16 protein-coding genes are annotated in these 18034 nt (G+C 67.3%); 9 read left to right on the top strand and 7 right to left on the bottom strand.

The genetic code is table 11. The annotated features are described in order from the left end of the window. Window positions 1-83 precede the first annotated feature (83 nt). The gene (locus ACLJQ7_RS29175) at window positions 84-425 is read right to left on the bottom strand and encodes a hypothetical protein (RefSeq protein WP_410651373.1); all 342 of its coding nucleotides are present in this window, start codon (window positions 423-425) and stop codon (window positions 84-86) included. 287 nt (window positions 426-712) lie between these two features. Here ACLJQ7_RS29175 and ACLJQ7_RS29170 point away from each other — a divergent pair, with 287 nt between their 5' ends. Continuing rightward, the gene (locus ACLJQ7_RS29170; protein ID WP_410651372.1) at window positions 713-1054 is read left to right on the top strand and encodes a WGxxGxxG family protein; all 342 of its coding nucleotides are present in this window, start codon (window positions 713-715) and stop codon (window positions 1052-1054) included. A 418-nt stretch (window positions 1055-1472) separates the two neighbouring features. Here the strand turns inward: ACLJQ7_RS29170 and ACLJQ7_RS29165 are convergent, their stop codons facing one another. Then, window positions 1473-2393 carry a hypothetical protein gene (locus ACLJQ7_RS29165; protein WP_410651371.1) on the bottom strand — a complete coding sequence of 307 codons (921 nt, stop codon included), beginning with the start codon at window positions 2391-2393 and terminating at the stop codon, window positions 1473-1475. Window positions 2394-2632: 239 nt separating this feature from the next. Here ACLJQ7_RS29165 and ACLJQ7_RS29160 point away from each other — a divergent pair, with 239 nt between their 5' ends. The 3 genes from ACLJQ7_RS29160 (at window position 2633) to ACLJQ7_RS29150 (ending at window position 5897) form a co-directional block, all read left to right on the top strand. Next, the gene (locus ACLJQ7_RS29160; protein ID WP_410651370.1) at window positions 2633-3643 is read left to right on the top strand and encodes a polysaccharide deacetylase family protein; all 1011 of its coding nucleotides are present in this window, start codon (window positions 2633-2635) and stop codon (window positions 3641-3643) included. Next, window positions 3633-4598, top strand: coding sequence for a DUF3152 domain-containing protein (locus ACLJQ7_RS29155; RefSeq protein ID WP_410651369.1), 966 nt, complete (start codon window positions 3633-3635; stop codon window positions 4596-4598). The genes ACLJQ7_RS29160 and ACLJQ7_RS29155 overlap by 11 nt, the downstream gene beginning before the upstream one ends. Before the next feature lie 303 nt (window positions 4599-4901). Then, entirely contained in the window at window positions 4902-5897 is a 996-nt protein-coding gene (locus ACLJQ7_RS29150; RefSeq protein ID WP_410651368.1) for a hypothetical protein, read from the top strand. Window positions 5898-5986: 89 nt separating this feature from the next. Here ACLJQ7_RS29150 and ACLJQ7_RS29145 read toward each other — a convergent pair whose 3' ends face one another. Continuing rightward, complete coding sequence (locus ACLJQ7_RS29145; protein ID WP_410651367.1) at window positions 5987-6619, bottom strand: LysE family translocator; 633 nt, start codon at window positions 6617-6619, stop codon at window positions 5987-5989. A gap of 426 nt (window positions 6620-7045) precedes the next feature. Continuing rightward, window positions 7046-7600: a hemerythrin domain-containing protein gene (locus tag ACLJQ7_RS29140; RefSeq protein ID WP_410651366.1), complete on the bottom strand. Its 555-nt coding sequence runs from the start codon at window positions 7598-7600 to the stop codon at window positions 7046-7048. A gap of 268 nt (window positions 7601-7868) precedes the next feature. On the opposite strand from ACLJQ7_RS29140, the gene ACLJQ7_RS29135 reads away from it, so the two are divergent. From ACLJQ7_RS29135 to ACLJQ7_RS29125, 3 genes are all read left to right on the top strand, one after another. Continuing rightward, window positions 7869-8723 carry an alpha/beta fold hydrolase gene (locus tag ACLJQ7_RS29135; protein ID WP_410651365.1) on the top strand — a complete coding sequence of 285 codons (855 nt, stop codon included), beginning with the start codon at window positions 7869-7871 and terminating at the stop codon, window positions 8721-8723. 126 nt (window positions 8724-8849) lie between these two features. After that, on the top strand, window positions 8850-10055 hold the full coding sequence (locus tag ACLJQ7_RS29130; RefSeq protein ID WP_410651364.1) for a M24 family metallopeptidase: 1206 nt from the start codon (window positions 8850-8852) through the stop codon (window positions 10053-10055). Window positions 10056-10315: 260 nt separating this feature from the next. Beyond that, window positions 10316-10858 (top strand): DUF4232 domain-containing protein, encoded by a 543-nt coding sequence (locus tag ACLJQ7_RS29125; RefSeq protein ID WP_410651363.1) that lies wholly within the window; start codon window positions 10316-10318, stop codon window positions 10856-10858. Window positions 10859-10980: 122 nt separating this feature from the next. On the opposite strand, the gene ACLJQ7_RS29120 is transcribed toward ACLJQ7_RS29125, so the two are convergent. Next, entirely contained in the window at window positions 10981-12249 is a 1269-nt protein-coding gene (locus ACLJQ7_RS29120; protein WP_410651362.1) for a cytochrome P450, read from the bottom strand. A gap of 352 nt (window positions 12250-12601) precedes the next feature. Here ACLJQ7_RS29120 and ACLJQ7_RS29115 point away from each other — a divergent pair, with 352 nt between their 5' ends. Beyond that, window positions 12602-15322, top strand: coding sequence for a BTAD domain-containing putative transcriptional regulator (locus tag ACLJQ7_RS29115; protein WP_410651361.1), 2721 nt, complete (start codon window positions 12602-12604; stop codon window positions 15320-15322). 28 nt (window positions 15323-15350) lie between these two features. Here the strand turns inward: ACLJQ7_RS29115 and ACLJQ7_RS29110 are convergent, their stop codons facing one another. Beyond that, on the bottom strand, window positions 15351-15677 hold the full coding sequence (locus ACLJQ7_RS29110; protein WP_410651360.1) for a hypothetical protein: 327 nt from the start codon (window positions 15675-15677) through the stop codon (window positions 15351-15353). A gap of 179 nt (window positions 15678-15856) precedes the next feature. Continuing rightward, on the bottom strand, window positions 15857-16669 hold the full coding sequence (locus ACLJQ7_RS29105) for an ANTAR domain-containing protein (protein ID WP_410651359.1): 813 nt from the start codon (window positions 16667-16669) through the stop codon (window positions 15857-15859). A gap of 725 nt (window positions 16670-17394) precedes the next feature. Between ACLJQ7_RS29105 and ACLJQ7_RS29100 the strand changes: the two genes are divergently transcribed. Further along, the coding region (locus tag ACLJQ7_RS29100; RefSeq protein ID WP_410651358.1) for a hypothetical protein at window positions 17395-18034 on the top strand (640 nt) is incomplete at its 3' end.

The following is an 18034-nucleotide window of genomic DNA, read 5'->3' as shown; positions in this document are numbered from 1 at the left end:
GCCTGTGTGTCAAGGAACCAGGACATGACAAATCGCCCTGTGCCGCCGTTTTCACGGTGGCACAGGGCTCTTCGCCGTCGGTGTCAGCCTGGCCAGGCCTCGGCTTCGGCGGTGAGGGCGGTCGTGACGTCGATCGCCCCCGTCCGGACCCGCCAGGCGAGCGAATCCGGCCGGGGCTGGATGAGCAACCAGCCGACGACGTCTTCGTCGGTATAGCGCGGGTTTTCGTCGTCGCCGATGCCGAGCGCGGTGAAGTACTGCCTGGCGGGCCAGGTTTCCGGAACCCAGACCCGTGACCAGCGCGTCACGATCCGGGCGAGTTCGTTGTTGTTGTCGGCCGGATGGATCAGCCGATCCCCGGCCGTGCAGATCAATCGGGTCGAGAAGGCCGCGCCCAAGGGGGCGATCAGTTGTTGTTCGGGCAAGTTTCCCCCAGTCCACTGGTGTGGACCACATGCGTCGATGGCGGGTGCGCGGACGCGAGAACGAAGAAAGGGAGGAGAACCAGTGGCGGATCAAAGGGGTACGGCCCTGCACTCCCGCGGCTCTTGGCTGAACCGCTGACGATGATAGTGAACCGGTTTCCTCCGGAAGAACCGGGGTGATGTAAAGGAAATCCACACTTTCCCGTGAAGCGACGCGTGAACGGCGCCGTCGCGGGTACGCCCGAAACAGATCGAACATCCACCAACGAAGCGAAAGAAGGCGCGACGTGAATCGGACAACACGGCTGGCGATCAGTTCGTGCGCGGTATGGGCGTCCGTCATGCTGCCGGGAGTGGCCTCGGCGCAGACCGCGACGGCCCCGACGACGACGGTGACCCAGGAAGCTCCCGACCGCGACGGAGTCTCCCGCGACGACGGGGAGAATTCCAGTGGCAACAACGGTTTGTGGGGTTTGCTGGGTCTGCTCGGCCTGGTCGGCCTCGGCGGTCTCGCCCGTCGCGGCCCGAAACCGGGTGCGATGGCGGGCTATCCGGCCTCGGGCGCGGAATCCCCGCCGGTCAACACGTATCCGCCGGCGGAACCGCGGCGACGTCCTCCGGGTGAATGAGCACGATTTCCCAGAGGCGTTCTGATCTCCCCTCGGACGGCTGCCTGGTGCGATACGCGCCGGGCAGCCGTTTTCGTTCTGGTTCGTTCGCTTGCGCGGACAGATTAGCGAGATGTTCGACCCAGGAGAAGTTCCCGGGTAGTACGCCCATCTTATGGGTGTAATTTTGGCAGGTGAAAAACATCAATGGATACCACCAGACCGGTGGCGTCAAACATCACGAATGGGTGGTTCATTCACGGCTGCCACCGGCTTTGACCTTGCGCTCTGTAAGGCACTTGCGCGAGAATAACACTTTGGTGAGGCGGGTGCTCGAAGGTCGTCACTCGGAGTATCGACGCCGGGCAATGTGGGGATTGCTCACGTTTCCCGGAAACCGCTGATAAGAGTCCTTTGTTCTACGTTTTTCGTCAGCGGCTTATTCGTAAAGAACGTAAGACGGAGTCGGCGTAAGAGCGAGCACTTCCGCGGGGGTCATGAGCGGCGCGTCCTGCCGAGTGTCCTCCTCGAAGAAAAGCTTGAACCCAGCCCGGACGTGAGCCGGTTTCGTCGGCGTCAACGTCCTCCAGGTCGCCTTCTTGGCCGCGGCCGAACCGATCCCATCCACGACCTTCACCGGTGAGACTCCCGGATGCGCGAGCAGCAGCTGTTCGTCGCGGACCACCTTGGCGGCCACCTGGTGGTAGACCATGACCTTCGCGGGCAGCCGGTGCGCCTGGGCTAGTCCGCCGAGGTATCGGGCGACCTCGTCGAGCTCGGCTCCGGTGGTCCGGCCGAACTTCCGGCCGGGGACCACGCCCGGCTCGACGGCCCACTCCGGGTCCAGCGCGACACCGACGTCGGGCTCCTTCAGCCAGTGCTCGTAGGCCTGCACTTCGGGCAGGAAGTCCGCCCGGCCCGGCTGGATGTCGAGTAACAGCAAGCCGTTCAGCGCGCGAGCCGCGGCGAGATAGTCCCGGACGGTTTCGTCGCTGCACCGGCTGCGGTACATACCGTCCGCACCGGGGGAGCGATGCACGGTGGTGGCGATCAGCTCCACGACCGGGGTGATCGGCCTGATCGCGGGAAAGGTCTCGATCTGCTGCCGGAGCGCGCGGCTCGCCGCGTCCAGGTCGCCCGTCATCCTGCCCAGTGCCTTCGACCCGGGCGCTCCGCAGAAGCCGACGAGCAGGTTCTGTGCCAAGGGGTCAGCCGGTGGTGGGGCGGGCGCGGCTTCGACGGCGGGGGCCAGCGCCATCGGAGCGGCGATCGCTTCGGGCCGCTTGGGGGCTCCGCACGCACCGGTCACGAGGCCCGCGAGTCCTGCGGTGAGGACGAGACGGCGGCTGAGATGGGGCATCCGAGCTCCTTCGTAGCAGCGACACGGGCTGGTTTTCCTTGCCAGAGCGAGAAAATACCCTTGTCGATCTTGGGATAAACCGGATTTTCCGCGATCACCGGATCGTGCCGGAGGCGGTTTCCCGCCCAGCGCCTCCATCAGGAAAGACGTCGATTTTCGCGGAGGGGCAAAGCTGCCCGCCCTCACCCGACCTGGTGGATCCTGGGTCGCGGCACCGGTTCCGGCAGCACACTGCCCGCATGAGTTCCTTCCTCAGACTCGGCGCCGGACTGGCCGTCGTACTGGTGTCGGCCTGTGGAACACCCGCGCCCGCGGCACCGGGAGCACCGGAGGCACCGGCGGCACCGGTTACGAGCCCGGTATCCGTGCCCGCGCGTGTCACGGCGGACGACGCGCGGCGCGTGGGTGCCGACGAACTGGGCCGGATACCGATCCTGATGTACCACCGCCTCGTCGAGCACCCCCGATCGGCTTACGACCGCACCCCCGCTGACTTCCGGGCGGAGCTGGAGCGCCTCGCGGCCGAGGACTACGTCCCCGTGACGACCGCCGACCTGGTGTCCCGGAAACTCGACCTGCCCGCGGGTACGCACCCGGTCGTGCTGACCTTCGACGACGGTGATCCGTCCGTCTTCGCGCTCACTCCGGAAGGCGAGCCGGCCCCGGGCACGGCCGTGCGGATCCTGCTGGACGTCGCGGCCGCGCATCCCCGGTTCCGGCCGGTCGCCAGCGTCTACGTCAACGAACGTCCGTTCGGCGGCGACGAGCGTGCCCTGCGCTGGCTGGCCGAGCATCGGTTCGAGATCGGCAACCACACCGCGCGGCACACGAACCTGCGGCGTGCCACGGAATCGGCGGCGTCGGCGGCGATCGTGGAGGGGGACACCCTGATCAGGCGAGCGGTCCCCGGATATCGGCCGAGCACGCTCGCGCTGCCGTACGGAGCGCGACCGCGACGAGCGGAGACAGCACTGCGTGGACCGGGATATTCCTACGAGGGCGTGTTGCTCGTCGGAGCCGGTCCGGCGCCTTCCCCCTGCTCTCGCGAGTTCGATCCTGTGTCGATTCCCAGGATCCGCTCGCAGGCGGCAGGTCCTGAGGCGGAATACGGTTCCGCGCGCTGGCTCGACGAACTCGGTTCCCCCGCCGGCCGCCGGTACACGGCGGACGGTGATCCGGAGACGGTCTCTTACCCGCGGACGGCGCCGGCGCCCGCGGCCGGCTGTGCGGGCGTGAGCCTTGCGTACTGAACCGCGGCACGTGCGCCGCGACGGTGTCGTCGTCGACTGGCTGCCGCAACCACGATCCCTGCCACCGGCGATCGCCGAACGGCGCAAACCGCCGTCGCACGCGGCTCCGGTGAAAAAGCCCTTTTCCGTTCTGCGCCGGATCCACCGGACGTGGTGGCCGTCGATCGTGATCTCGGTGGCCTTGGCGCTGTGCCTGATCCTGTTCGTCACGCCGTTCGCCCTCGAAACACGTGTTCTGCCCGGCACCCCGTCACCTGGATCGCCGCCGCCCCGGCCGACTGTGGCGGCGCACCCGGTCGCCCGGCCCGCTGAATCCGCCGCCCTGCCGGACGGCGCGCCGGTCATCCCCGCCGGTTCGGGGAACTGGCGGGTGGCAGCGGGCTCAGGTGAGGGCACGACACCGGGCTCCGCACGGGAACTGTCGTACACCGTGGAAATCGAAGAGGGTGTCGAGCACCCTTCGTTCGCCGCGGAGGTGGAGTCGATCCTCGCGGACCCGCGAGGCTGGAGCGGGCTAGGGCAGGTGTCGTTCCGCCGGGTCGACGGTCTCGGCGCCGCGCCGTCGTTCCGGATCAGCTTGACCAGCCCCGCCACGAGCCATCGTCCCGACCGCTGCGGTTTCGCGATCCCGTACGAGTCGTCCTGCTATCTCACCCGCGACCGCAGGGTCGTGATCAATCTCGCCCGCTGGGTGCGCGGCGCCCACGCCTACCAAGGCGATCTCGCGGGCTACCGCCGTTACGCGATCAACCACGAAGTCGGCCACGCGCTCGGCCACGGCCACGTCGGCTGCCCGGCCACCGGGGTGGCGGCGCCGGTGATGATGCAGCAGACGTTCGGACTGTCCAACACCTACGTCGCGGAACTCAACCGCGTCGAGCCGGGAGCGGCGGCCAACGTCGCCGCGGACGGCGCGGTGTGCCGCCCGAATCCGTGGGTCGTCCCGGAACCCTGAACCGGGTCCGTCGCCGTTCGGGCGAGCACGAGAGCCGTCAGGTCGCCGGAACGGTGCGAGTAGTGCTCCGGTGAAAATCCCGGTTTACCAGCCACTCATCGATGCGGTCAGCACAGGGGAGGACGGTCATGGTGACCCCGGAGGGCGAATGGCTCCGGTGGACGGGGCCGAGCCGGTAGCGGTGTGCGGGGTCGAGACCGGTGCTGGTGATTGATCGATTCGCCGAACCTGGCATGGTCGGCGATTTCTTCTCTGCGACATCGAGGGGTGCAAGGCGTCGTCGCCTGCGGCATGGTGGGAGGCGTGCGAACCCTTCTGGCCATACTCAGCGCCCTGGTCCTGGTTCCGGTGCTCGCCGGAACCGCCCATGCCTACGACAAGATCGCCGAGGCCGCGCCGGTGACGATGGTGGAGTCACCCGGCGGCGAAGGCGAGGTCCGCGCCCGGCTCGTCCTTGGCACGGTCACCGCGGGCACTTCGCACAACCTGCGGAGTGAGATCGAGGTCGGCGACGGCCGAGTGGACGGCGCGGTGTCCGCCATCGCGATCGGGCACAAGATCACCTGCCAGGCGGTGGGCGGCACGACGCTGCCGAACACGGCGACCCAGCACGGGCAGATCTGGAGCGGCCAGAACCTGCTGCACGGCGGCGGCAAGGTCACGCTCGTCGCGCGCATGCTGTTCAAGCCGGCCACCACGGGCAACTACGAGTGCCTGCTGCGGGCGTACGTCCTCAACGGGTACGCGGCCGGGCAACCCGGCCAGCCCGGTCGCGAGACCGCCAGGTTGTACAGCGGCTTCATCGGGGACATCGACGGAGCCATCGGCCCCGAGGGCTTCGCGCAGACCTTCGGGTCCTCGCAGAACACCTTCCTCGGGATGGATGCGCCCGGCAAGCAGGTGAACCCGGTGGACTACACCCCATTGCCGGGAGCCACCAGGTTCCTCGCCACCGCCGATCTCTTCGCCACGAGCTGTTACGGCGACGGTGGCAACGCCTGCCCGGACGGCACCACCTATCCCGGCAAGGCCAACACCGCGATGGTGCGGTTCCGGACGGTCGCGACGCCGTCCTCAACCGCGCCTGGCTGCGTCGCCCAGGCCACGCCTTCGGAAACCGCTGCGGTGAGCGGGAACCTGCACCACCTGCGGCTCCTCGGGCAGCTGACGGTGACGCAGCCGGCCGGCGGGTGCGGGACCTGGCGGATCAACGCCTTCGTGCAGGACAACGGCGGCACGCTGCCGTTCGTCATCCACGGCAACCCGTACTCGGTCACCTACGCCCGCCCGCCGGTCTGACTGTCGGGGCATGGCCGGTACTGAGACAGTCCGACACGCTGGTCGCCGCGGTTTCCTGTTCCACGCGATGAGCTCGCTGACTGCCGATGTCAGTGGCCCTCGGTGAAGAGGCGCAGAGCCAAGCCGCCGAAGATGACCGCGGAAAGCTCTTTGAGCCGACGTTGGAACTTCGGTTTACTGAGCAACAACGCGGAAAAGGTGCCGGCTGCGATGCCGACCGCACCGTCCATGACGAGACCGATCGCGATCAACACTGCTCCCAGCACGAGGATCTGAGCGGATACGGCCCAGCCCTCCGGGGTGAGGAACTGGGGCACAAAAGCCAGGTAGAAGAGAACGACCTTGGGGTTCGCGAGATTCGTCAGCACCGCCGACACGTAGGTCTTGCGCAAGTTGGACCGCGAACTCGTGCGTGTCGCCGGTGTCGACGTCGATTTCCTGGCCGACACCAGGGTGCTCACCGCCAAGTACAAGAGGAAAATCGCGCCGAGAATCCTCACTGTCTCCAGTGCGGCGGGAGCCGCGCGCAAGAGAGCGCTCAAGCCTGCGGCGGCCGCGACTGTATGCACGATGGTGCCGCTGGCCATCCCCAGCGCGGCCGCGATGCCGCCGCGGCGGCCGCCACCGATGCCGTGGGCGATCGTGAACATCATCCCGGGCCCAGGCACCAGGTTGAGTACCACGCACGCTCCGGCGAAACCGAGAAGCAACCCCAAGTCCATGGACCCATCAAATCACCGATCCTCCGTCACCACATCCCTTGCTCCGGCGAGGGCTGGAGGCCGAACGTGTACCTGGCCGAGGTCGAGAACGTCCTGTTCGAACACCAGGCGGTGATCGGTGGCCCGGGCTAGAAAGGGGCGAGGTCCGCTGCGCCTTCGTCGTCGCCTCCGGGGACGTCACCGGCTGAACTGCGGCTCTCGAACAGAAACCCTTCCCGCTCGGGTGCCCGGCACCCGAGCGAGAAGAACGGGGTCAGCTGAAGGGGACGAGGGTGACGTACGCCTGTTGAGGATTGCCTTTGTGGACAAGGGATTCGTGGGCGCCGACGTCGTCGAAGGTGAAACCCAGGACCTCCCTCGACGCGATGCTGGAGTTCGCCGAGATCCCCTTTGCGGACAAGAAGGCGGCTAAGCGAGAGACATGCCTCAGGACTCGTCGTCCTCATCGGACAGCAGGCCCTTCTTCTCGGCTCGGGCCACGACCTTCTTGACGAACTCGATGGCGCCGCAGTCCTGGTCGAGCAGCGTGTTGCGACGCGTTGCCCAGGCCGTGCCCAGATCCTGCCGGACCTTCTCGCTCACTTCGGTGCGTGCCGGGTTGAGAATCGTCTGCTCTTCCTCGCCGATGTGGTGCATCAAGGCCTCGGCCAACTTCTCGACCGCGTCATCGAACTTCTGCGTGTCGGTGCCTTTGCATTCCAGCAGGTCCAACAGCGCCTGGTTGCCCTCGGCGTGTTCTTCCTCGCCGTGTTCCTGCTCGTGCTTGTCGATGGCGTCCTTGCGCCGCAGGGCGGGGTAGACATCCTGTTCTTCAGCCTCACCGTGCGCGATCAGTGCTGCCGACAACGCGGCTCGGGCGCCGTCACGGTCCGCGGTCGCGTCCCGCAGATCACGCAGGAGCTGTTCGAACAGGCGGTGATCGTCCAGGATCAGGTCGACGACGTCACCAGCGACAGGGCGGGGAATCTTCACGGCAGTCATTGGTCGAGGATTCCCGCGCAGCGGCCGTCCGGCAACTCGAGCGCGGTTTTCTCTCGTCTGGTGCGGAGCCGATGTCGGCGCAGAGTGAGGGTCAGATTCCGATGACGGAGGCGAGCCTCGCCGGTGGCACGGAGGCCCATCTGGTAACGTCGTGTTTCTAGAAACGCAGTGTTACCGAGTGGGGCGGGATCGACGAGGGTTCAGCAGCAACGCGCGGGCTGTCGGAGTTGCCACCGTTTTCCCGAAAACGATGAGTGACGGAGGAACCGTGAGCGTCGCGTTCACCTGCAACGGCGATATCGAGATCGCCTACGAGACGTTCGGCTCCGCGGAAGGGCGTCCGCTGCTGCTGATCCAGGGCGGCTTGGCACCGATGTCGGGCTGGCCCGAGGACTTCTGCGCGGCTCTGGTGGCGCGGGGTTTCCACGTCGCCCGGTTCGACAATCGAGACGCCGGCCGGTCCTCGCGTGCCACGACGCGCTACACCCTCGCGGAGATGGCGACGGACGGATCGGCCGTGCTCGACGCGCTGGGCTGGTCCGGCGCGCACCTCGTCGGCGTGTCGCTGGGGGGCATGATCGCCCAGGTCATGGCAGCTCGTCACGCGGACCGCGTGTTGAGCCTGACTTCGATGTCCTCGGCACCTGATCATTTCCTGCGGTGGGATCGACGCAAGATCCGTACGGTGATCAAGTTCGCCATGGCCCATCGGAGAAGGCCGGCCGGACCACACGCCGCCGGCGAGCAGATGGTCAGGATACTCCGGGTCGTCGGCTCGACCGGCTACCCGCACGACGAGGACTGGATTCGCGATCTCGGCCGCCGGACATATGCACACCGAGCCGATTTCGCCGCTTTTCGCCGCCAGGCGGCAGCGGTTTTCGCATCCGGGGACCGGCGAGCGGAACTGTCCCGCGTCCAGGCCCCGGCCCTCGTCATCACCGGAGAGGCTGACTCTCTGCAGTCGGTCCGTGCCGGGCAAGCAACCGCCGACGCCATCCCGGGAGCACGATTCGTCACCTATGCGGGAATGGGTCACGACCTGCCGCGCCAACTATGGCCCGCCATCATCGACGAAATCCACGCGATCAACACGACACCCACAGACGACCCGCAACCCTGAGGAGTCGGGATCCAGACTGGGGGTACGGGGCGCGTGCTTCGATGGCGGCTGAACGGGGTATGCGTCTGGCGACCGGATTTCGTCGGCCGCTCGGGGTGTGCGCGGCTCTCGAACGAGAGGAAAGGGATGGCGCGGACCGAGAAGGCCGAGTCGACTTCGCTGGGGGCCGCCGGGCTGGGCCGGATGAGGGAGTACCGGTTGAAGCGCGTTCAGCAGTCGCTGAGCGAGGCGGGCTACGCGGCCGCTGTGCTCAACGATCCGATCAACATCCGGTATGCCACCGACGCGCGGAACATGCAGTTGTGGACCATGCACTTCCCGAGCCGATATCTCTACGTGCCTGTCAGCGGGCCTACGATCCTCTTCGAATACCGCGACGCGGACCACCTCAGCGACGGATTGGACACCATCGGGGAGGTGCGGCAGGCGGTCGCCGTCAACCACATATCGGGTGGTCCCGAGGTTGCGGAACGAGCAAAGGACTGGGCCGCCGAGATCGCGGACCTGGTGGGCGGGCAAGGCCCGCTGGCGATCGACCGGACGAGTGTGCCGGAGCTGTTCGCGTTGCAGGATGCCGGCGTCGACGTGCGGTACGGCCAGAACGTGCTGGAGCGCGCCCGGATGATCAAATCCGGCGACGAGATCGCGTGTATGCGAAGGTCGCTGGCCGTGGCGGAAAAGGCTCTTGCCGAGGTGGCCGAAGCGAGTTCACGCCCTGGTATGAGCGAGAACGAACTCTGGGCGATCCTCAACCGCGTGAATGCCGAACAAGGCGGAGAATGGATCGAGACGCGGCTGCTGAACTCGGGGCCGAGGACCAGGCCGTGGTATCAGGAAGCCGGACCGCGTGCGGTCGAAGCGGGAGATCTGGTGTGCTTGGACACCGACATGATCGGCCCCTTCGGTTACAACGCCGACGTGTCCCGGACCTTTCTCGTCGGGGGCGGACGGCGCAGCGGGACACAACGGACCCTTTACGCTCTCGCTCGCGAGCAGTTGGAGCACAATGCCGCACTGTTGCGAACAGGGCTGACTTTCCGGGAATTCCGCGATCGGGCCTGGGAGCCACCCGAGGGCTTCCACAAGCACAGCTTCGGTTATGTTCACGGTGTCGGGATGTCGGTCGAATACCCGCAGGTTCCGCCCGCGTACGAGGCCCGGACACCGTCGTACGACGGCACATTCGAGACCGGAATGGTCATCTGTGTGGAAAGCTATGTGACCGCTGACCACGGGACAGAAGGCGTCAAACTGGAAAACCCGTACCTGATCCGCCCTGGCGGGGGAGAGCAGCTGACGGTGTTCCCCTTCGAGGACTCTCTGTCGGCCTGAACACACGTTCCGATCGCACGCACCATGGCTGGGTGAGTTGCCGACTCGGCCATCGCGGGCCTGGGCAGGCGACCGAGGGCACCGTGCTACCGCACGCGTGGGCACGCTCTGGTCGGCGTACGAGATCGCGCCTGTGATGGTGTGGACGCACAGGCCCGGCGGAGGTTGCTTCCGGCTGATCAATCTCACCTCGGCGCATTTCCCGGTCGTGGCGTGGGCACTTCGGTGGCGAGAGCGATTACGGCAGAAGGGGAAGAACGATGACCACTCGCACGAACATCCGTCGGAGCGCCACGGCCCTGCTGGTCGCCGGAGCGGCGGCCGGGGCCACCGTCTTGACCGCCGGTACCGCCGGCGCGATGCCCACCGACTTCCGCTGCACGTCCGGTCAGGTCACCACTCAGCTCGTCTACGGCGGGGCCGGCGCGGGCGGCCGGGACGCGGCCATCCAGTTCACCGCGAAGCAGGGCGAAACCTGCACCCTGCCCGGAACGCTGCCCATCGACCTCGTCGGGGCCCGCGACGTGATGCTCTCCTCCGACGCCGCACCGGATGCCCCGTCGGTGGAGATCAGTGACGGCTCCTCGGCCTACATCCCGCTGCACTGGAGCGCGATCGGTGCGCCGCGGCAGGAAACACCGTTGGCGATCACGGTCACCGCGCCCCAGGAGACCAGCCCGCGCGGCGACACCAGCGACCCGCGGATCACCCTGCCCTGGGACTTCGGCGCGGTCAACGCCGCACCCGAGAGCCACACCATCCGCACCGGCGCGACGACGGCGGGCACCGCGCCCACCGTTTGACGACCGAGTCTGCCGGGGCCGGGCCATGTGCTCGGCCCCGACGCTGGGGCACTGCCGTTTCCGGTGGCCACCGGCCGACGCGCGATCAGCGTCAGCCGAGGGAATGCCGGTTTCGGGTGCGTTCAGGCCGTGACGGGGAAGTGGCTCAGGCCTCGGATGGAATTGCCTTCCCGGCGTCGTAGCGGACCCGTCCGGCGCAAGAGCGGCATTCTCTCCGCCAGGGTGCGGAAGACGATTTCGCCTTCGATTCGCGCCAGCCTGGCGCCGAGGCAATAGTGTATTCCGCTCGAGAACGCCAGATGGTCCGGTGCGCCGGAACGCGTGATGTCGAATTCGCCCGGTCTTTCGTACACCTCCGGATCACGATTGGCCGCGGCAAGGAGCACGGCGACGAACTGGCCCGGCCTGATCGTTCGCCCGGCCAGTTCCACGTCGGTGTGCGCGATCCGCAGAGAAGCCTGCACCGGAGGGTCGTAGCGCAGTACTTCCTCCACCGCGGCTGCGGCGAGGCTCGGATCGGAGCACAGCAGCTCCCACTGGGCGGGGTGCTCCAGCAGCGCCAGGACGCCGTTGCCGATCAGGTTGACCGTGGTCTCGAAACCGGCGATCAGCAACACCAACGCGGTGCCGTGCAGTTCCCGCGCGGTCATCCTTTCGTCTCCGACGGCGGCCGCGAGATCGCTGATCACGTCGTCGCCGGGAACCGCCGTCCGTTCGTGAAGCAGCCGGTCGAACAACACGACCAGTTTCTCGCCGACGGTGATCAGTCGTTCGGCTTGACGGACCGAGTGCACACCGCTGAGGCCTTCGCCGATCAAAGTGCCGTACTCGGCGAAGGCCGCCCGCTCGGAGGCGGGGATACCGAGCAGATCACTGATCACCGTGATCGGCAGCGGCGCGGCCAGATCCTTGACGAGGTCGAAGGTCTCCTGCCCGGCCACCTTGGCCAGAAGTGAGTCCACCGCCGCCTGCACCGTCGGCCGGTAGCGGTCCACCCGCCCCGGCTTGAACGCGGGCGCGGCGAGCTTGCGCAGCCGGGTGTGGTCGGGTGGATCCAGGTCCAGGAAACTCTCCGGATAGGTCTGGGACACCGTTCCCAGCGCGCCGGTGAGCGCGGGCGTGCCGTCCGCGTATTTCATGCCGAACCGGCGATCCCGCAGAACCTGATCACACAGCGCGAAGGAAGCCGTGGCCCACGACCCGCTCAAACCTCGGTACAGCGGGCCCTTCGCCCGTATCAACTCGTACAACGGATACGGATCTTCCCGCCATTTCGGCTGCTCCACCTGTACGAGCAGGTCGCCGAGTCCGCCGAGCAGCCGGCTGACGGTCTTGGTGACCTGGATCTGCGAACCGAGCCGCAGCGCGGCGGCGGGACCCAAGGCGTTCATCGCTTTCTCCTTCGGATGTCTGGATGTCGGACCTGCGGAAGACCCGCACGGCTCGCACCGAGTCCGCCTTCGACCCCGCTCGCGAGTTCCACCCGGTGAGCTGAATGCTTCCCTGGCGTTCGCGAACTTACGGCGACCGCATGGCAAATTCCTTGCAGGTCCGCTGAGCCACGTGATTTCCGCCTGCTTTTGACCGAATGCGGGCCCAGCAGAGCGCCAGATCGGGCGCCGGGAAATGGATGTGCAGCGGCATTCCGTTGGGTCGCCTTTGTGCCTCCCTGCCGGGCTGCGGTATAGAGGAATCTTCGGCGGGTGTTTGGGGGGCGCGGTGCGGTTCGGGATTCTTGGTCCGGTGGGGGCATGGGGAACACTGGGGCGGATCGAGCTGGGAGGGCCGCGCTCTCAAGCCGTGCTGGCCGCGCTGCTGGTGAACGCCAACCGGGTGGTCGGCCTGGGTTCGCTGGTCGATGCCATCTGGGGAGAGGAGCCTCCCGTCACGGCCGTGGACACCATGCGCACCTACGTGTCCCGCCTCCGGCGGGCGTTCGCCGCCACCGAACGCGGTGACAGGCTGGTCTCGGAAGCGGGCGGCTACCGGATCCGGGTCGACCCGGGCGAACTGGACCTCGACGTGTTCGGCGACCATGTCGCGCTGGGGCGCGAAGCCGTGGCGGCAGGCCGGCTGGCGGAAGCCGTGGCCGAGTTCGACGCCGCGATGAAGCTGTGGCGGGGCAGCCCGTTCGCGGGAGTGCCGGGACCCTTCGCCCGAACCAACGCCGACGCGCTGGCGGAGACCCGGCTGGCGGTGCAAGAAGAACGCCTCGCGGTCGAGCTGGATTTGGGAAACCACGCCGAGGTGATCGCCGAACTGCAGCGATTGCGCACCGCCCACCCGCTGCGGGAGTCGCTGTGCGAGCAGCTGATGGTGGCGCTTTACCGGTCGGGCAGGCAGGCCGCGGCACTGGACGTGTTCCGCCGGACCCGTGAACTCCTGGTGTCGGAACTGGGGGTCGAGCCGGGATCGCGGCTGCGGCAGGCGCATCGGATGGTGTTGGAGCAGGCAGACCCGGTCCCGCGGAGCCGGCTCTGGGGTCCCAGGACCGCCGGGTTGCGCGGACTGCCCCCCGATGTCGCGGACTTCACCGGACGCCGTGCCGAGACGAGTTTCATCACGGAACTCTGTTCGGCGAACGCGGACCGGACGTCCCCGGTGGTGGTCGCGGTGGACGGGATGGCCGGGGTCGGGAAGACGGCGTTCGCGGTCCACCTGGCACATTCGCTGGCGGACCGGTTCCCGGACGCGCAGTTCTACATCGACCTGTACGGGCACACGCCGGGTCTGCAGCCGCGAGATGCCCACGAGGCGCTCCATGTATTGCTTCGTGCGGTCGGCGTCCCTGCGGAGGCGATACCGGAGAACACGGAGACGCGGGCCATGCTCTGGCGCGATGCCCTTGCCGAGCGGCGGGTGCTCGTAGTGCTGGACAACGTGGGCGACGGCGTGCGCGTCGAATCTCTGCTTCCGGCCGGACCGGGCTGTGGCGTGGTGATCACCGGCCGGCATCGCCTGCTGGATCTCGACGGCGCCGGCCGGCTCACCCTTGATCCGCTTTCGCCCGCCGACGCGGGGCAGCTGCTCACCCGGATCGCCGCGGCTCGCGGTGCCGAGTCGGATCACGCGGCGATCGCCGAAACCGTGCGGTTGTGCGGTGAACTGCCGCTGGCCATCCGGATCGCCGGAGCCCGGCTGTCCCGGTCCTTGCCGGTGACGGCACTGCGCCGCAAGCTCAGCGATCAACGCGACATCGTGCCGCGGCTGCGGTCGGGCAGCCGCAGTGTCGCCGCGGCGTTCGCCGTTTCGTACCACCGGCTTCCGCCGGACTCGCGGCGGGCCTTCCATCTCCTCGGTCTCCATCTGGGGCCGGATGTGGACCGCTTCGAGGCGGCGGCGCTCCTGGGCACCTCACCTGACGACGCCGACAGGCAGGTGGAGTCGCTGGTCGACGCGAGCCTGATCCAGCAGGTCAAGGCCGAGCGGTACCAGTTCCATGACCTGCTGCGCTCCTATGCCCGCGAACAGGGACTCGCGAGCGAGTCACAGCCGGACCGCAAGCAGGCGCAGTCGCGGGTGCTCGAGTACTACGTGAACACGATGACGGCGGCGTATCGGCGCTTCTTTCCCGATGACCGGGCCGCCGTCTGCCTCGCCATGCCGAAGGGATTCGTCCGTACCTTCAGCAGCTACGAGGACTTCGTCGACTGGTCTCACGTCGATCAGGCGAGTCTCAGTCTCACACCGAACACGGATTCGGTGCCGCACCACGGCCGGGTGTCGCTCGAGGACTGGGTGCAGTTACTTCGCCCCGGTCGCCCGCCAGCCGGGCAGAGCGGAGCCGTACAGCCCGGCCAGACGCGGATTCTGCACGCCCTGGGAACGCTTCAATTCTGGATCGGGCGGTACGAGGACGCGGAGCGGACACTGCGGCACGCGATGACGCAGTGCCGCGAGACCGGCGATCACCGCCGTGAGAGCGCGATCCTCCACACCCTCGGCGAGGTTCTCGTGAACGCGGGAACTCCGGAGGACGCCGTCGAAATGTTTCGTCGTTGCGCCGACTCTTCGCGCGCCCTCGGCGATGCCTGGGGCGAGGCGGTCGCGTTGAACAGCTTGGGCGGCGCCCACCGCGTACTGGCCGAGCATGAATCGGCGCTGCGCTGCTGTACCGACGCGCTGCGCTTGCATCGTGAACTGCGCTCGAGCTGGGGTGAAGGTGTCACCCTCACCAATCTCGGCAGGCTGTACGACGACATGGGCCTGCCCGAAAAGGCGCTCGCCGCCTTCGATGGAGCGGTGGCCCCGCTGCGGGCGAGCGGGGATCAGCTCGAACTCGCGGCGGCGCTCATCGACCTGGGATACGCCCGCAGGGCCGACGACGATCCGGAGCAGGCCAGGAACGCGTGGGAAGAAGCGCTCCCGGTGCTGGGCATCCTCGCCGACCCGATGGCGGACGTCGTGCGTGCTCATCTCCACGAACTCGCGCCGATGTCCGAGTCGAATCCGGGCGGTCCCTGACGGCACGGGTGGACGCGGCCGAGACCGGTCAGCAGGCCCGACCGGTGTTCTTGCCGAAGTAGCTGTATGAAGGCGCGGCGTCCTTGGACGAGTTCCCGAGATGCCCGACCTCGTGCGGCGCGACGCAGATGTCGTGCTGGTAGATGCTTTGCACGCCGTTCCACCTCATCCACACCTGGACGAGGACCTCCCGGCCGCCACTGTTGCAGTTGCCGTAGAAGTAGGCCGTATGGTCGCCCCGGTCCTCGCTGTGGGTGCCGCACGTGATCAGCGTGGACGCGGGTGCTGCTTGGGCGGTGGCGGGCAGGGCGACCGCGGCGACGCCGAGGATTATGGCGGTTGCGAGACGCTTCAACGGATGACCTCCTGTGGTGAGACGACGGTGCATGGCTGCGCAAGGCAACCTCAGGAGCTCAACGTAAGGACGCGGCATTGCAGGCACATGGCAGATTCCCGGACGCGCTGTCGTGCCCGTTCCCCTGCGGAACCCGCGCTCGACTCGTCGTCGTCCTCCGGTCGGGGAGCCACTGTCACCTATCGCCGTGCCGGGCCGATCTCGGTGGTGATCGCGGCCCAGAGCCGTTCCGCGGCCCGGCGAGTGGTGTCGTCCGGGACGATGCTGGGCAACCCCCTGGGTTGCTCGGCCGGGGCGTGTCCGAGGTGCTCGATCAGCGCGACTGCCAGGTCCCGGAGTTTGACGTTGAAGTGCTGGCTCGCGATCTGCAAGCGCTGCCAGGCGGTGTGAGCGTCGCAGTGTGCCACCGCGATGATCGCGCCCTTGGCCTGCTCTATCACCGAACGGGCCTGCAACATGCCCAGCACCTGGCCGGGGCCTTCGGCGGTCGAGGCGTGCACGACGGCCAGCGCGGAGGCCACGAGCTGTTCGTAACGCAGCAGGACCTTGAGGACGTCTTCGTCGGCCGCGATGGCGAGCCGGGCCGACAACACCACGATTCCTCCGGTGTCCCAGCCGGACGGTACCGCGACGACACCGACCATTCGCGCCGCCACGTCCGCGGGAACAAGATCGGCGACGGCGTCTCGGGTCAGGCGCGGCCAGCGCGAATCGATCCACACATCGGCGGTGACAACCGGCTGGCCCGCCCGGGCCGCCTCCAACACCGGCCCGGTCCTGATCCGCGCCTCGGCGTCGACGAAGCCCGCGCCTTCCCCTTGCGCGGCCAGCGGAACCAGCACGGAGTCTTCGATGGCGTCACCGTGGCTTGCGGTGATCGACAAACCCACGACCTCGGTTCGAGACAGGTCGGCCTGAATCCGATCCAGGATGTTGTCCAGTAGTGACACCATCGGCTTCCAGTCCGGCGACACCGCTCCAAGGTCGACCACGTCCACCCCTCCAGCCCATCTCGGGCCCGTGCCGCAGTTCCGAATCGACCCGCTGACATCTGAACATCGGCCGGCTGCCCGACCGGCTTGGCTGCTCGGCGTCGCCAGTTGGCGGTACTTCGCCACCTCCACGATAGTAACCGTTGCGCAATCGATGCAACTAGATGGGCTCGGTACCGGCGCCTGTTGTTCCGGCGCACTGGTCGTTCCTGCTCGCCGGCCCCTTGTGGGTCACAAGTAGAACGTCGGAAGAGGTCGAGCGCGCGGAGAGTGAAGAAGCCTGCGACGCAGACCACCAGGAATCCGAGCGCGATCAGTGTGATGATCAAGCCGACCCGCGAGGGGCCGGACGTCGGCCCCGCAAAGGGTCCAACCGGCTGCGAAACCGCCGATCTTCGCTCGCGCCGAGTTGTCCGGCAGCGACATGACACGGGTTGCCAGTGCTACCTGTAAGGGTTCACCTGTCGGCCCGGAGGTATGGCGAAGATCTCCAGAATCTCGTCGCCGATCTAATGAACTCTCAGGCCATAGCCGGTCACGCCCCGCCGAAACCAACTCGAGCGCAGGATCCCCTTCACCAGCGTTCGGCTAATGATCTTTCTTCCTGCTGCGGATGGTTCAGGGTCGGTCGGCTTCGATGTATCGCGAATGTACCGGTAATGAACCGTCGTACTCCACCCTCGGACCGGCCACCGCCATACGCGAGTCCCGAGGGGAAGTTGTGGATGATGAATCCCACCGTAAGAAGGGCTTTGCTGTGCTCCACCTCTGGCGGTCTCCTGATCCTACTGTTCGGCATGCTCGACACGGCGAAGGCTGAAGCCGCCGCCGCGCCGACCAAACCGTCTACGACCACCAAGACGGCGAAGGGGACCGTGCGCAAGGTCGAGAAACCGGTTCAGCAGAAGCTTTCACAGAAAGCGACCCCGACGCCGACCCAGAACTCTCGAAAACCTCAGTCGACGGCTGCCGGACGGTCGGATTACGCGCAAAGCCAGCGTGGGGGTTCGCCTGGTACGGGGATGAAGCGGCAGCTGGATTCCGCGAAGGAGAAGGGTCAGAAGGCTGAAGTTGAGCGGTTGGAGAAGCAGCAGCAGCAACACGTGCAGCGGCGTGAGGTTCAGCAAGAGGGGAAGCGGCGGACTGAGGCTGCGCAGCGCGACTATTCGGAGAGTCAGCGTGGGGGTTCGCCTGGTACGGGGATGAAGCGGCAGCTGGATTCCGCGAAGGAGAAGGGGCAGAAGGCTGAAGTTGAGCGGTTGGAGAAGCAGCAGCAGCAACACGTGCAGCGGCGTGAGGTTCAGCAAGAGGGGAAGCGGCGGACTGAGGCTGCGCAGCGCGACTATTCGGAGAGTCAGCGTGGGG

Source organism: Amycolatopsis sp. cmx-4-54, from assembly GCF_046548895.1.
Taxonomy (GTDB): Bacteria; Actinomycetota; Actinomycetes; order Mycobacteriales; family Pseudonocardiaceae; genus Amycolatopsis.
This window is presented reverse-complemented; position numbering and strand designations above follow the sequence as displayed.

What these genes read in the sequence shown, in the direction of transcription:
- ACLJQ7_RS29165 (WP_410651371.1), bottom strand. Translation starts at nt 2,393, where the DNA reads ATGCCCCATCTCAGCCGCCGTCTCGTCCTCACCGCAGGACTCGCGGGC.
- ACLJQ7_RS29160 (WP_410651370.1), top strand. Translation starts at nt 2,633, where the DNA reads ATGAGTTCCTTCCTCAGACTCGGCGCCGGACTGGCCGTCGTACTGGTG.
- ACLJQ7_RS29145 (WP_410651367.1), bottom strand. Translation starts at nt 6,619, where the DNA reads ATGGACTTGGGGTTGCTTCTCGGTTTCGCCGGAGCGTGCGTGGTACTC.
- ACLJQ7_RS29140 (WP_410651366.1), bottom strand. Translation starts at nt 7,600, where the DNA reads ATGACTGCCGTGAAGATTCCCCGCCCTGTCGCTGGTGACGTCGTCGAC.
- ACLJQ7_RS29130 (WP_410651364.1), top strand. Translation starts at nt 8,850, where the DNA reads ATGGCGCGGACCGAGAAGGCCGAGTCGACTTCGCTGGGGGCCGCCGGG.
- ACLJQ7_RS29125 (WP_410651363.1), top strand. Translation starts at nt 10,316, where the DNA reads ATGACCACTCGCACGAACATCCGTCGGAGCGCCACGGCCCTGCTGGTC.
- ACLJQ7_RS29120 (WP_410651362.1), bottom strand. Translation starts at nt 12,249, where the DNA reads ATGAACGCCTTGGGTCCCGCCGCCGCGCTGCGGCTCGGTTCGCAGATC.